General features: G+C 63.4%; 13 protein-coding genes and 1 pseudogene. 2 read left to right on the top strand and 12 right to left on the bottom strand.

Annotated elements, in window-relative coordinates:
• The coding region (locus tag J7E36_RS25275; protein WP_231286401.1) for a hypothetical protein at positions 1-169 on the top strand (169 nt) is incomplete at its 5' end.
• A 68-nt stretch (positions 170-237) separates the two neighbouring features.
• Here the strand turns inward: J7E36_RS25275 and J7E36_RS11720 are convergent.
• From J7E36_RS11720 to J7E36_RS11670, 11 genes and pseudogenes are all read right to left on the bottom strand, one after another.
• Positions 238-1,212 (bottom strand): annotated as a pseudogene (locus J7E36_RS11720) (LysR substrate-binding domain-containing protein); the annotation flags it as partial.
• 206 nt (positions 1,213-1,418) lie between these two features.
• Positions 1,419-2,363 (bottom strand): peptidylprolyl isomerase, encoded by a 945-nt coding sequence (locus J7E36_RS11715; RefSeq protein WP_215002986.1) that lies wholly within the window; start codon positions 2,361-2,363, stop codon positions 1,419-1,421.
• A complete protein-coding gene (locus J7E36_RS11710) occupies positions 2,360-2,839 on the bottom strand; it encodes a YbjN domain-containing protein (RefSeq protein WP_215002984.1) in 480 nt (159 codons plus the stop codon). Before J7E36_RS11710 ends, J7E36_RS11715 begins: the two co-directional genes overlap by 4 nt.
• Before the next feature lie 22 nt (positions 2,840-2,861).
• Positions 2,862-3,509, bottom strand: coding sequence for a DNA repair protein (locus J7E36_RS11705; RefSeq protein WP_215002982.1), 648 nt, complete (start codon positions 3,507-3,509; stop codon positions 2,862-2,864).
• Between the two features lie 15 nt (positions 3,510-3,524).
• Positions 3,525-5,216 (bottom strand): putative porin, encoded by a 1,692-nt coding sequence (locus tag J7E36_RS11700; RefSeq protein WP_215002980.1) that lies wholly within the window; start codon positions 5,214-5,216, stop codon positions 3,525-3,527.
• A 39-nt stretch (positions 5,217-5,255) separates the two neighbouring features.
• Positions 5,256-5,960, bottom strand: a complete 705-nt coding sequence (locus tag J7E36_RS11695; RefSeq protein WP_215002979.1) for an energy transducer TonB family protein — start codon at positions 5,958-5,960, stop codon at positions 5,256-5,258.
• A gap of 2 nt (positions 5,961-5,962) precedes the next feature.
• The gene (locus tag J7E36_RS11690) at positions 5,963-6,388 is read right to left on the bottom strand and encodes an ExbD/TolR family protein (RefSeq protein ID WP_215002977.1); all 426 of its coding nucleotides are present in this window, start codon (positions 6,386-6,388) and stop codon (positions 5,963-5,965) included.
• Between the two features lie 10 nt (positions 6,389-6,398).
• The gene (locus tag J7E36_RS11685) at positions 6,399-8,198 is read right to left on the bottom strand and encodes a DUF2341 domain-containing protein (protein ID WP_215002975.1); all 1,800 of its coding nucleotides are present in this window, start codon (positions 8,196-8,198) and stop codon (positions 6,399-6,401) included.
• A 17-nt stretch (positions 8,199-8,215) separates the two neighbouring features.
• Complete coding sequence (locus J7E36_RS11680) at positions 8,216-9,817, bottom strand: ShlB/FhaC/HecB family hemolysin secretion/activation protein (RefSeq protein ID WP_215002973.1); 1,602 nt, start codon at positions 9,815-9,817, stop codon at positions 8,216-8,218.
• 26 nt (positions 9,818-9,843) lie between these two features.
• Positions 9,844-10,446 (bottom strand): transposase, encoded by a 603-nt coding sequence (locus J7E36_RS11675; protein ID WP_215002972.1) that lies wholly within the window; start codon positions 10,444-10,446, stop codon positions 9,844-9,846.
• Between the two features lie 370 nt (positions 10,447-10,816).
• Positions 10,817-11,158 carry a hypothetical protein gene (locus tag J7E36_RS11670; protein ID WP_215002970.1) on the bottom strand — a complete coding sequence of 114 codons (342 nt, stop codon included), beginning with the start codon at positions 11,156-11,158 and terminating at the stop codon, positions 10,817-10,819.
• Positions 11,159-11,336: 178 nt separating this feature from the next.
• On the opposite strand from J7E36_RS11670, the gene J7E36_RS11665 reads away from it, so the two are divergent.
• Positions 11,337-11,573 (top strand): hypothetical protein, encoded by a 237-nt coding sequence (locus J7E36_RS11665; protein WP_215002968.1) that lies wholly within the window; start codon positions 11,337-11,339, stop codon positions 11,571-11,573.
• Positions 11,574-11,589: 16 nt separating this feature from the next.
• On the opposite strand, the gene J7E36_RS11660 is transcribed toward J7E36_RS11665, so the two are convergent.
• Positions 11,590-12,498 carry a hypothetical protein gene (locus tag J7E36_RS11660; RefSeq protein ID WP_231286400.1) on the bottom strand — a complete coding sequence of 303 codons (909 nt, stop codon included), beginning with the start codon at positions 12,496-12,498 and terminating at the stop codon, positions 11,590-11,592.
• Between the last annotated feature and the right edge of the window lie 30 nt (positions 12,499-12,528).

Raw genomic sequence — 12,528 nt, 5'->3', positions numbered from 1 at the left:
CCCGGGTCACTGGCGCCCAACCTCGCCGTTGCAGGCGCAAGTCCACCAGTGCAGCGGTCCGTGCACGGTGCACTTCCACAGCCATGAGCGGGCGCGGTTGTCGAATGTGCCGGTCAGCGATTTCCAAGGCTTCTGGGGCGCGTTTGGCTGTTCCTGCTTCGCGTTCTGACGAACACAAACATCCCCCTGTGGGAGCGAGCTTGCTCGCGATAGCGGTGTGTCTGACACAGACAGGCTGAACCAATCCCTGCGTTCATCCAACGTATGCCGGATCAGTTCGACGAGCATCCGCACTTCTGTCGAGCCTTCGGCCTGGGCATTGATTGCCATCCACACGTCGCGCTGCATCGGCAGGCCGATTACGCCTGGCAAGGCCACCAGGCCACGGTCGAAGCGGCTCATGTACTGCGGCAGCAGGCCGATGCAGGCGCTGCATCGGATCATTTCCAGCATCAGCTCGTAGGATTGCACCTGTACCACGCCGGCCCGGCGTTGCTCGATCAAGGTGTTCCAGGGCGTGAAGCTGTCCACCTGCCGGTCCGCCTGCCATTGCACCAACATGTAATCGTTCAAGTCTTCCAGGCGCTCCGGGCGCGTGGCCGGCCGTGAATAGCGCTTGGCGATATGGGGCACGTAATCCAGCCGCGCCAATCGCTCCGCTGGCAAGGTGGCGAAACCTGGCCCTGATACCGTCGCCGGGGCGTCGCTCAACCACAGCACCACATCGGCGCTGGTAGCGTGCAAGGCCAGTTCGCTGTCCAGGGTAATGATCTGCAAACGCACGCTGGCGTTGCGTCGCAGCAGCGAGATCAAATCGCGGCCGAGAATGTCATGCAAGATCGATTCGGCCACTGCCAGGCGAATCAAGGGTTGTTCATTGGACGGTGGCATCTCTTCATGGGCCAGGGCAATCAGTCGCGCCTGCAACTGGCGACCTTCCCGGCTGAGGGTCAAGACGCTGCCTTGGTAGCTGAACAAGGAGCGTTGCAGACGCGCCTCCAGATGCGCCAACTGCTTGCGCAACCAGGTCGCCTTGACGTTAAGGCTGCGGGCCGCTTGCATGAAGCAGCCGCAACGGGCACTGATCAGGAAACACTGGGCCACCTGGGGTTCGATGCCGCCGGCCAGTGCGAGCCAGGGGTCAGGGGCACGCAACGGCGTGCGGTAGGGTGTGGTGATAGCCTGGCGTCCTGCTGGCTCGATGAAGGTCATGGATGACTCCCTGTCGGTTGTATGAATAAACGCTGCAGCGCGATGGTTCTCAGATACAACATCGCTCCTTGTGGCGAGGGGATTATCTGTGGGAGCAAGGCTTGCCCGCGATGAAGATGACGCGGTCTTCCAAGTGACCGAGGCGCTTGCATCGCGAGCAGGCTTTGCTTCCACAGCGCTGGCAAGCTCAAAGGCCAGGCGCAGCCCTATTGAGCTTCCTCCAACACCTTGCTCAACTGCGCCCCATCAATGCTCAGGGTCGCGGTGTCGAGCATGCCGTCCAGGTAGGCCTTGGCGATCTGCTCCTGGCGCTGGGCGCGCAAAGCCTGGGTCAGGCGTTCGCGGACTTCGTCCAGGGTCGCTGCCCGGGCCGGTTGCTGCTCAGTGAGCTTGATCACATGGAACCCCGCCGCGCTCTGCACCGGATCGGAAACGCCGCCAATCTTCAACCGCGCCACCGCCTCACGCACCTGCGGCACCAACTGCTGCAATGGCTGGAACCCACTGTCGCCGCCCCGCTCGGCACTGGCGCGGTCCTGGGAATAGCGGGTTGCCAGCGCAGCAAACTCGGCCGGCGCCGCCTGGGCTTTCTTGCTCAACTCCAAGGCTTGCCGCCGCACCGCCTCCACCGTTTGCGGCTCGGTGGCCGCCAGGAAGATCTGGCTGATCCGATACAACGCCGGCGCGGTCCAGTTGGCTTTGCCGGCGTCGTAAGCCTGCTTCAACTCTTCGTCGCTGGGATAGCCCGCCGGCACCTGGCTGACCGACTGCAAATAGTCGCGAAACACAATCTGCTCAGTCGCCGCCCGGGTCTGGCGCTCCACCTCCGGGCGCTGTCGCCAGCCTTGCGCATCGGCCTGCTCCAACACGGCTTTTTCTGCCAGCCGTGCACGGATCCAGCCTTCCAGGGCGGTCCGATTGCCGCGCATCTGTTGACGAACCTCGGGAGCCAGGGCAGCCAGCAGGGTTTTCAGTTCATCCGGGCTGACTTGCTGGTTGCCCAACCGGGCCAGGCTCGGCGACTCGGCCGGCGCCCTGTTGACGGTCTGCACCGCTGCGATCGGATCGCTGCCCGGGCGCAGGCCAAGCACCACCGCCACAGCCACCAGCCCCAGCGCCGCGGCGCTGATGACGAAGCTCGGTTTCTTCACGATGCCACGGCCTCTTCCAGTGGGGCCTCGGCCGGTTCGGGCCGGGTTTGCAGCCGCGCCGCGTTCTGGCTGTATTCGCGCAGGTAGACGATGAATTCCTGCAACAGGCGATCCCACAGTTCCAGATGGCTGCGCAGGTGATCGGCGCTGACACCCGCCGCGACCACCACGTCCATTTCCATCACCAGGAACTCACCTTGCACCGACAACCGGGCAAAGCGCCGCGAGGCGTTCCACAGCTCCGCCAGCCCGGCCGGCAACTCGCCCTGCACGCGCAAGGCGCAGCTGAAGGTAAAGTCCAGGTACTCGCCCGGTGTCGCGGTTGGATTGCCCAAGCGCACCGCATAGCCAATGCCCTGGCTGGCGCTGAGCAGTTGCACGATGCCGTTCTGCTCGCTTTCGTTGACCCGGTAACCCGCAGCCTGCAACAGCTCGGTCAGGGATGTCACAGAGACGTGTTCAATCATTGCGGTCATGGTCGGTTCTTCCTTGCACAAATCAGTGGGTGATCGAGGCCTGGGGCGCGTCGAAACGGTTCTTGTAGAGGTCGTCGCCAAAGCCCTGGGCCAGCTCCTCGAAGCGCACCCGGGTCTTGGCGGCGAATGGTTGACGGATCTTCATCACGTCAGCCACATCAATGGTTTCGTAAGCGTGGAGCAGCGTCTTGGCGACCTCGTACATCTGTTGATTCTTGACCGAACATTGCTGCACTTGTGTGTCACGCTCGGTCAGTTGCGCTTGCAGGCGGGCGCGCTCGGCTTCCTTGCCACGGGCCAGGGCCAGCAACTCGTCGTAGGCTTTCTTGAACTTGCCGATCTGCTCATTGCTGGCCGCCACCTGGGCCTGGGCCTGGCTTTGCAGGCTCTGTTGGTGCCCGGCCAATTGCTCGTTCACGGCTTGGGCCTTGTTCAACTGCGCGGTCAACTGCTTGATCTGGGCCTCCGCGTCCCGGGCCTGGTTATCGGCGGCCTGGCGCGCGGCGCTGGCCTGGGCCTGTTCGCTTTGCAGGGCTTGCAACTGCGCGGTGGTGCTGCGCAGTTGCGCGCGCAAACGCTCTTCCAGGCCTTCGCCATGGGCGCTGCCGTTCAGCAGCAGGCCCACCAGCAGCAACGCGACCGGCGTATGGTTCATGGCTCGCCTTTTCATGGGGCCTCCCTGCGCTTAGAAGCGCGTGTTGATTTCAAGCTGCAAGACATCGATGTCGTACGGCGCGCCGTACACCGCTTCGGAACTCAACCAGCGACCGGTGGCAAAGACATTGCTCGCCAAGCCATAGTTGCCGCCCAGGAAATAGCCCTTGGCGTTGGTGCCACCCAGGTGGAATGACGAATCGTTGAAGCCGTCCGGCAAGGCGTCCGGCTGGATGTACTTGTAGCCGGCGAACAGGTTCCAGTCGCCCTGGCGCTTGAGCTCGAGCGAATTGCCCAGGGTGAACTGGAGCATCCAGGCGTTGGCGCCGCTTTCCACTTCGCCGTTGCTGTCCAGGTTGTTGGCAAACTGGCCGGCGGAGCGCTTGCGCATCTCGCCTTCGTCGTAGCCCAGGTTGTGAACGTAGTGGGCCTGGCTGCGCAACTTCAGGTCTTCTGGCAGGTCGGCGTCCCAGGCGACATTCAGGTCCAGCAGGTTGAATTCCGAGGCCAGCCCGACGAATTGCGGCTGTGGCGTGGTGGAGGGGTTGAGCGGGTTGGGCGTGATGTCTCGCAGCTGGAACACCGTGTTGCCCTTTTGCATGAACGCCACGCGCGAACCGTCGCTGTCGCAGCCCGGATCACCGGCCCAGGGTTGGCAGGGCGAAGAGCGCTGGCCTTCGATGTCGTCGAAGCGGTAGTAGGCCATCGCGGCCTTGATCCGATTGCTGTCGTTGATCGCCCAGTTGGCCCCGAGTTGCGCACCGTACAGCCACTTGTTATCGCTCTCTTCCTTATCGGAGCCGTTGCTGGTGCTGGTGTCGTTGGTGTATTCCACCGGGAACGCACCGACGGTGCCGAACACACCCCAATCCTGATTGAGCTTATGGTTGAAAATCGCCGCCACGCCATCGAAGTTCAGGTCACCGGAATACAGCAGGTCGGTGGAGAAAAACGGGTTGGCAAAGCGCCCGCCAGTCACAGTCAGTTCATCCGATGGCTTCCAGTTCAGGTAACCCTGGTCGAGCCAGATGTCTTTCTTGCCGAAACCGCCACCCAGGGTCTGGGTAGTCGACACCGGGTTGTTGTCCGAGCCGGTGCCAATGCGGATGCCGGCGGTCCACTCTGGGGCAATCACTGCCTTCATACCCAGGCGTGCGCGCAGGCGGAACAGGTTTTCCCGGTCTTCGCGGGTGTTGAGCAATGGCGGTAGACCGGTACTGCTGTTGGGGTTGACGTCGTACGGCCCTTTGTCATTGAGCCGGGCGAAGTCGACGATCTGGTTGCTGTTGGTGCCCGAGTAGTAGCGCGACTCATCCCGCAGGCGAATGTCACCATCGAAGCTGATCCGCGAAACCCAGTCCGGGAACGTATTGGGCTGGGCCCAGTTTTCCTGCTTGGCGGTGGCCATGACTTCCGCCTTGACCTGGTCGCGGATCTGCTCGCGCACGATGTTCGGCACGTATTGCACGCGCACGTCCCCAGGCGCACCCGCTGGCGCCGCAGCCACCGCGCTAGTCGCCTGACGGGCCTGCACCGCTTCCCGTTCCGCCTGGGCGATCAGGCCATCGGCCTGGTCCTGCTTCAACACGCCCTGCTGCACCAGCAGGCGGATCAGATTGATCGTGGCGTTCTCCGACGGTGCCGGGGCCGCCGTCGCGTGCCCGGCCAGGCTCAAGACCACCAGGCCGACCGCCCACGACAATCGATTCACATTGGAAATCATCTGCACACAACTCCTGTTGGCAAACTTTCAAATAGTCGGTTAACCCGGTCGCCGGCCCTGCAAGGACAGGCGCACAGGCAAAGTCAGCGAGGCCGGTGGCCGCTCACTCAAATGGGGCGCGGTGCGCAAGGCGGATATCACTTGCTCATCCACTTGCGGGTTGCCGCTGGACTTGACCAGCTCGACCCGGGTGATCTCGCCCACGGCACTCAGCCAGACGTCGGCTTGCAGCGAGAACGCCAGGCTGCGCAGCTCGGGGTTCTCGCGCAGCAGGCGCTGGAAGGTGAAGGCCAGGAACTGGCTGTAGGTGCCGTTACCCAGGCGCCCGCCCCCTGCCCCGGCCATGCCGCCGCCCTTGCCCGCGCCGATGTTGAAAGCGTCGGTGCCGGACTGGGCGTCGCCGTCCATTTGCATCGGTTTCGCCAGGTCATCCACCGGCGAGGGCGGCGCTTCTTCCTCGGGCTTGACCTCTTCGGGCTCCGGGGTCGGCTCGGGCTCGACCACCTTCTCCTCGACCTTGGGTTCCGGCTCCTTGGGTTTTTCCGGCGGCGGTGGCGGCGGTGGCGGCAGCGGGATGATGGTCGGCACCTTCGGCGCCTCGCGGCGCACGCCACTCATGTCGTTGGCCCACTGCCACAGCAGCCAGGCCGCCACGACGCCCAGCACCAGGCCCGCAGCCCACTTGAGCAGGCGCAGCGGCGCGGTCTTGACCGGCGGCGGGTTGATCGGAAGTTTCGCGGTCATGATCAGCCCTGGCTCGGTTTGCCGGTAACGAGGCCGACCTGGGACAGTTCCAGGCGCCGCAACAGATCGAGCACTTCGATGACCTTCTGGTACTGCACCGTGGCATCACCGCGCACGATGATCGGGAAGTCCGGGCTCTGCGCCTTTTCGATACGCAGACGCTCTTCCAGCTCGGCCAGGGTCACCGGGTAGGCGTCGAGGAACACCTGCCCGCCGTCGTTCACCGAAATCGCCTTGGTCTTGGCTTCGGACAACGACACCGAGGCGCTGGCCTTCGGCAGGTTGATCTGGATCCCCGACACCTGCGCCGTGGCCGTGAGGATGAACATCACCAGCACCACCATGAGCACGTCCACCAGCGGCGTGATGTTGATGCTGTCCACTGCCGCATCATCGTCGTCATCGTGAGAAGTATTTACGCTAGCCATCGCGATCCCCTCAGGCCGGTACGAACGATTGGGCGTGATGATCGCGACGATGAGCCGCTTCGCCGGACTGGCTTTCGCCGTGCATCTCCGCCAGGCGGGTGATGAACTCGTCGACGAACACCCGCATGTCGGCGCTGACTTCCCTGTTGCGGGTGACCAGGCGGTTGTAGCCAAACAGCGCCGGGATCGCGACGAACAGGCCCATGGCGGTGGCGAGCAAGGCGGCGGCCATGCCCGGGGCAATGGCGTTGATGTTCACGTCGCCGGCCATCGCGGTGCCGAGGAACACCACCATGATCCCGAGCACGGTGCCCAGCAGACCGATGTATGGCCCGCCGGCAATGGCGTTGGACAGGGTCGAGAGCTTCGAACTGAGCTGCTGGTTCTCCCGGGTGCGCACGCCGTCCATGGAACAGCGGATCGCTTCGATGGTGGCGGCCGAAACCGATGAGGTATCGGCGCCCTGCTCACGACGGGTGCGGATCTCCTTGACGGCCACCAGGTACAGGCGCCACAGCGACGAATGCTGCAGACGCTGGGCGAGGCCCTGGTCGTCGGCGAACATTTCCAGGCGCGTGCCGATGTTGGCGAACTGTTCGCGGAAGGCCTCGTTGGCAGCGCTGAGGCGGCTGACCATGCGGTTCTTGCGGATCATGATGATCCACGACTGGAACATCATCAGCACCAGCACGCTGATGATCACCCAGGCGTCCAGTGGCACGGCGTTCAACAGAAAACCCAGGCTGCCGAAACCGAAACCGGACTGCTCTTCATCGACGCCGTAGGTCACCAGTTTCGATTCGGCGCCCTGGGCATTCGCGTCGGCCAACAGCAACGGCGCCGGGCGCGCGACCTTGGACAGCCGTGCTTCGTCCATGGCCCCGCTGAACGGCGCGAAGGCACCGCCGGCAACGTCCGCCCCCAGGGCGATGGGCGAATTGAATGCCGGCATTGCCACGGCCAGGTTCGCGGTTTCACGGCCATTGACGTACAGCACCACCCGATCGCCCGAGGCGGTCAACGCCAGGTGCTGCCATTGGCCGGGGTTCAATGGTTGGGTCGAGACGGCACGCTGGCCGTCGATCGCCACGAACGGCACGCCCTGGTTGACCCCCACCAGCAGACTGCTGGCGGCTTCGTGACGGGCCAGAATGATCTGTTCGCCGCTGGCCTGGTCCTGGCGCAGCCACGTGCTGAATGTGAACGCCGCGCCGGGGTTGTGCTGCAACGAAGGGCTGGCAGGCAGCAACAACGGCTGGCCGCTGAACTGCAGAGCGCGCCCGATCACCCCATCGATACTGGTACCGACAGCGCCCTGGGCGTTATTGCCGTAGGCCGTGGTGTCCTTGGGCGGCACACCGGTGGCGCCGTCGAAGTGGTACAGCGCGGTGTAGTCCGGGTCAAAGGTCAACTGGCCGCTGCCGGTGGCCGGCGCTTTCTGGTTGCCGTAGTACATCCACAGGTCCTGGCGCTGGCCGCCCTCTACGCTCGGCACATCGACCCAGATCAGCGCCATGCCCATCAGCGGGTCGAAGCTTTCGATCTGGTGATTGAGCACGGTCTTGTCGTCGGCACTGACGAAACGCAGGTCCGAGCCATCGTCCTTGACCCCGTCGAAGGTGAAGTTGCCGGTGTGCAAGCGCACCAGCAGCGCCGTGCGCCCCAACGCCTGGGCGATGGCGGCGCCTTGGGGCGTGGTGTCCACGGAGATCTGTTTGCGGTAGTGCCAATCGTCCTGCCACCAGGCGTTGGCGGTCGCCGGAAGCACCAGCCCCAGGCAGATAAACACGGATAACAATAAGCGTTGCATGGACATGACTCCTGGGTTCAAAACGTCGCTTGCAGGTTGAAGTGCAGGCGCGATTCCTGTTTCGAGGTGTTCGGCCCGTCGAGCAGCGGGTAGCCCCAATCGAGGCTGCCGGACAGCCATTTGCTCAGGCTGGCGCGGGTGCCGAGACCAACGCTGGCCAGGCTGTAATCGGCTTCCTGGTCGGGCAGCTCGTCACGCAGGTACAACTGGGCGCCTTCGGCGAAGGCATAGAACCGCCATTCCTGGACGTGGCTGCCGAGGAACCTGGCGAGGGACGGTGTGCGCAGTTCCTGGGACAGCAGGTAGCCGTCATCCCCGGTGCGCTCGGCCGCCAGGTAACCGCGCACCGACGTGGCTCCACCGGCAGAGAATTGCTCGTTGGAGACCAGCGGTCCGGAGGCCAGTTGGAAGGCGGCTTTCGAGGCGGTCTGCCAGTCGTTGCCAAACGTGAAGGTGTAGTTGCCGTCGCCCTTGAGCACCGCGAAGCTGGGGCTGGCGCGATAGCGCTTGTAGTCGAACTCTTCGTCGGAACTGCCGTAGCCCAGCAGGCTGCGTGTGCCCGCCACCAGGCTCAGGCCGAGGCCCAACTGGCTGCTTTGGGTGTAGCGCAAGCCGTTATAGGCAAAGGTGAACGGCGCGTACTTGAGCGGCGCCTTGTCGCTGGCGCCGCCCAGGTTCAGCTCTTCCTCGAAGTCCTTGAAGTCCACCCCGACGGAGAAGGTGTTGGCCCAGGCCGCACTGGACGGCAGGCTGTAGATCGCCGAAACCCCGTAGGAATGCCCCTTGCCCAACACGTTGCTGCCGCCGACGGTCGCCACGTTGCTGTCAGACTGGTAGCCGGAGAACTGCACGCTCCAGCGCTCGTTCAACGGCGCGGTATAGGAACCGGACCAGACCTTGGCGTTGTCGGTGTCCTGGGGCGCGGTAAAGAAGGTCAGCGAAACGCTGTGGCCCAGCTGCCAGAGATTGTTGTAGCCCAGGCTGGCGACGGTGCGCAGCTTTTCGGTGTCGGCGCTGTAGTCGTTGTTCAGCCCGAGGCTGGCTTGCCAGGGGTCCTGGTCTTCGACCTGCAAATCCACGTCCATGGTGCCGGGCCGCTGGCCTTCCCGCACCAGCGGCATCACTTGGCGCCCGGGGGTTTTGTTCAGCCGCGCCAGCTCCGTCTGGACCTGAGCAAAATCCGGCACCTCGCCTTCCTTGAGCGCCGGCACGTCGTCACGGATTTCCACCGGCGAGTAGTGCTTGGCACCGACGACCCGCACCCGGCCGACCTTGGTCTCACTGACTTGCAGATAGACGATGCCGTCTTCGACTTTCTGCTCCGGCAGCTCGACGAACACCGATTGATAACCGCGTGCCTGATAAACCTTCTGCAGGGCTTCGCGCGCCCCTTCAATATCGTCCAGGGTCTTTTGCGGGCCGAGGAACGGGTACACCGCTTCCTCGATGGCCCGGGCATCGAGCACGGTGTTGCCCCGCACGAAGTACTCGTTCACGTCCACCTGGCGCGCCGCTGGCTCAGCTTCCTGGCCAGCCTGGGCCGCGAATGCCGACGGTCCCCCGACCGCCAGCAACAGCCAGCCCCACCGCGCCGGCCGCGATTTGAAAAAAAGCTCCACACCACCCCCTGAGTTCAAAGTACGGCTCAATTGCTTGCAGTCGATGTCGTGGCGTGCCGGGCCAGCCAGGTGTGCAGCAGCGCGAAATTCAAGGAGAACTCCGGCATTTGCAGCAAGGCGCCACAGAACACTTCACCGATGATTTTCTGGATGAGCCTGACGGCTCGCGCATCGCCCAGCAGCGTGGCGAGGTCTTTGCTCAAGACATTGAAGCTCCAGACCTTCTGGTTCAGGTCCAGGCCGACGAACCAGCGAAACAGCAGGTTGTAGTTGAGTTGTTCATAGAGTTGCTGCTCGCTGGGCACCGAATAGAGCAGTTGCAGCAAGAGGATGTGCATGACGGTCTGCGGCGCGATGAGCATCTCGGCATCGGCGTTGAGGCCCTGCAATACGTCGCGATGGTCGTCGAGCAGGTCGTCGATCTGCGGACGCAACAAGACCAGTGAATGGCCCTGCGGGATGTAGCTGGACACTTCCTTGAGTGCGCCCTGCCAGTCATCTTGGGAAACGATCCAGACCCACGGCGCGCCGTAGCGATACACCGAGACCGGCTGCTTGCGCGCCGCCTCGACGATCTTCGACAACCGCTGGTCAAGCTCTTGCATGCCCACTTTCGAATAGCGTTCCATAGTCCCCATCGCCTCACTCCCGGCTTCGCGCCCCGGCTCCAAACGACCTCGGAGGTCCCCTCGAACACGTCACACAGGCATGACGGGAATGGCGATGTGCTACCGAACTTTTGTCATGAAAGCTTCATTTTCTGGCGCTGCCAGAGGCACTGCCCGGATGAGCACAACGACTTTGTGGCAGCGAGCCTGCTCGCGATTGCAGTGGGTCAGCTTTGCGCAGCTACAGGAGGTGCCGCCGCCGGCACAGGGAGGTAGCCCCTCAGGCTCATCGTTTTCACACAAAAAAAAGCCCCGCAACCGATACGGTGCGGGGCAAGGAATTGGTTGGTTGCGGCCAACCAAAGGAGCACGGTGAAGCGAATTCTGCGGGTCAGATGCAATCCTGGGCGGCGCGTTCGAAACTTGAAGGCAGCAGGTTCGAGGCCAGCAAGTGGCGCTCGTAGATGAAGACCTTGCCGCCGTTCCCGGCCTTGTAGGCTTCCAGCACGTTGTCCGCTGACACTTTGCTTGGCACCACGATCCGGTAGCTGCGCTGGGTCTGCGAAACCGTCGGGTTCAATGCACTGCCTTGCAACTTCGGCACGACGCATTCGGCGTATTGAGCAGGCGTCTTGCTGGTCTGCAAGGTCAGGGTCGGGTCGTTCGGTGCGGTGGCGCACCCGGCGAGCAACAATGCGGCAAACGCCATGGGCAGTAAAAATAAACGGCGCATCGGTGTGATCCTGAACATAAAAGGAGGACGGCGTGTTCGATGGCGCTGATTTTCCAACGATTGCCGTCAAAGCAGAACTTGCGTTTCGTGATGGTCACTATTACTTGTAACAATAGTTGCGCATTGCGCCGCCCCATAAGCACCGAATAACCCTGGAAAAAATCGACGAGGGCCGTCCATGAGAACCTTTGACCTGATCCGCGACGCTGTGCTGCCGGACTTTCGGGACCGGGTGAGCGACTACCTGATCCAGTACGAGACGATACTGCTGGACAAACATCCGACCGACCCGGAACTCGTACGCGCCACCGCCCATCAGCTGCGTGGTTATCTACGCGGATTGAACACCACGCGGGTGCTGGGCATGGCCGATTGGGAGGAACTGGATCGGCGCGTGGTGAACACCTGGCTGTAGCGCACGCAGCCGGCCATCAGGTTTGGCTGTGGGTCGAAGCCTGCGTGGCGCGGATACTGTCTTGCGCCTTTTTCACCAGGCGCTGCATCCACCCGGCGTCCTCGGCGTCGACCACGCCGTAGCGGCTCGGTGGAAAAAAGCGCCAGTGGTGGGCGGCCTCAGCCAGGCGCTTGAGCTCGTCGGCAGACAGCCAGTAATCCGTGTCCAGCAACGGGATCGGTGCGCCACTGAAACGTCGACCGAGGGACAACTGGGTGCCAGGGGCAAAGGCGATCGTCACCTGCTGGCAGGGGTGCATCTGCCGGTCAGGCGCCGGTTTTGCGCCGCCCCGTCCATAGCTGAAGTTGCCCGAACACTGCTCCTTGAGCACCAGCCAGTGACCGGCTTCGGTCCGGGCTACGACCCACTGCACGACACCGCTGTTCTGCACGCATTCGAGCTTGCCGTGGGTCCATTTCATCAGCGTATTGCAATCCGGATCGTAGTCGTTGGACCACAGATTGATGCCGCAGACCAGGGTGTGGTGCTCAAGCTCGACCACCCCCTGGTCCGGCATGGATTGCCAGTAGCGCCGGGTGGGATCGCGGCTGTCGCGCCAGACGTTGTGCAGTACCCAGGCAGCCACGAACAACCCGCCGGCGAGCGCGAGCCAGCCATACCCGTCGCCAATGGCCCGGTCGATGTCCAGCTCAGGAGCCAGTAGCGACTGATAGAGCCAGAGGCCGAGCAACAACGCCGAGCCCGCCACCACTGGCCCCAGGCACAGCGGCGCCATCAGCACCTGGATCCAGCTGAAGTGGTGCCCAGGCGCATGCACACGCGCCCACGCCTGTTCCTCGGCGAGCATCGGCGCCTGCTCACGTGGACCGACCCCCGGATCGGGGGTCTGGAAGCGTTTGTACTGTGTGTACGGGTTATCCGTCATGGATCAGGTTACGCGCCGGGAATGATTGCC

Origin of the sequence: Pseudomonas fluorescens (genome assembly GCF_018614775.1) — a bacterium.
Lineage (GTDB): Bacteria > Pseudomonadota > Gammaproteobacteria > Pseudomonadales > Pseudomonadaceae > Aquipseudomonas > Aquipseudomonas fluorescens_BY.
Note: the sequence above shows the minus strand (reverse complement) of the source record. Positions and strands in the feature narration are given on the sequence as shown.

Coding starts and splice junctions, on each gene's coding strand:
- J7E36_RS11710 (WP_215002984.1), bottom strand. CDS start 2,839: ATGACCGCAATGATTGAACACGTCTCTGTGACATCCCTGACCGAGCTG.
- J7E36_RS11705 (WP_215002982.1), bottom strand. CDS start 3,509: ATGAAAAGGCGAGCCATGAACCATACGCCGGTCGCGTTGCTGCTGGTG.
- J7E36_RS11700 (WP_215002980.1), bottom strand. CDS start 5,216: ATGATTTCCAATGTGAATCGATTGTCGTGGGCGGTCGGCCTGGTGGTC.
- J7E36_RS11695 (WP_215002979.1), bottom strand. CDS start 5,960: ATGACCGCGAAACTTCCGATCAACCCGCCGCCGGTCAAGACCGCGCCG.
- J7E36_RS11690 (WP_215002977.1), bottom strand. CDS start 6,388: ATGGCTAGCGTAAATACTTCTCACGATGACGACGATGATGCGGCAGTG.
- J7E36_RS11685 (WP_215002975.1), bottom strand. CDS start 8,198: ATGCAACGCTTATTGTTATCCGTGTTTATCTGCCTGGGGCTGGTGCTT.
- J7E36_RS11675 (WP_215002972.1), bottom strand. CDS start 10,446: ATGGAACGCTATTCGAAAGTGGGCATGCAAGAGCTTGACCAGCGGTTG.
- J7E36_RS11670 (WP_215002970.1), bottom strand. CDS start 11,158: ATGCGCCGTTTATTTTTACTGCCCATGGCGTTTGCCGCATTGTTGCTC.
- J7E36_RS11665 (WP_215002968.1), top strand. CDS start 11,337: ATGAGAACCTTTGACCTGATCCGCGACGCTGTGCTGCCGGACTTTCGG.
- J7E36_RS11660 (WP_231286400.1), bottom strand. CDS start 12,498: ATGACGGATAACCCGTACACACAGTACAAACGCTTCCAGACCCCCGAT.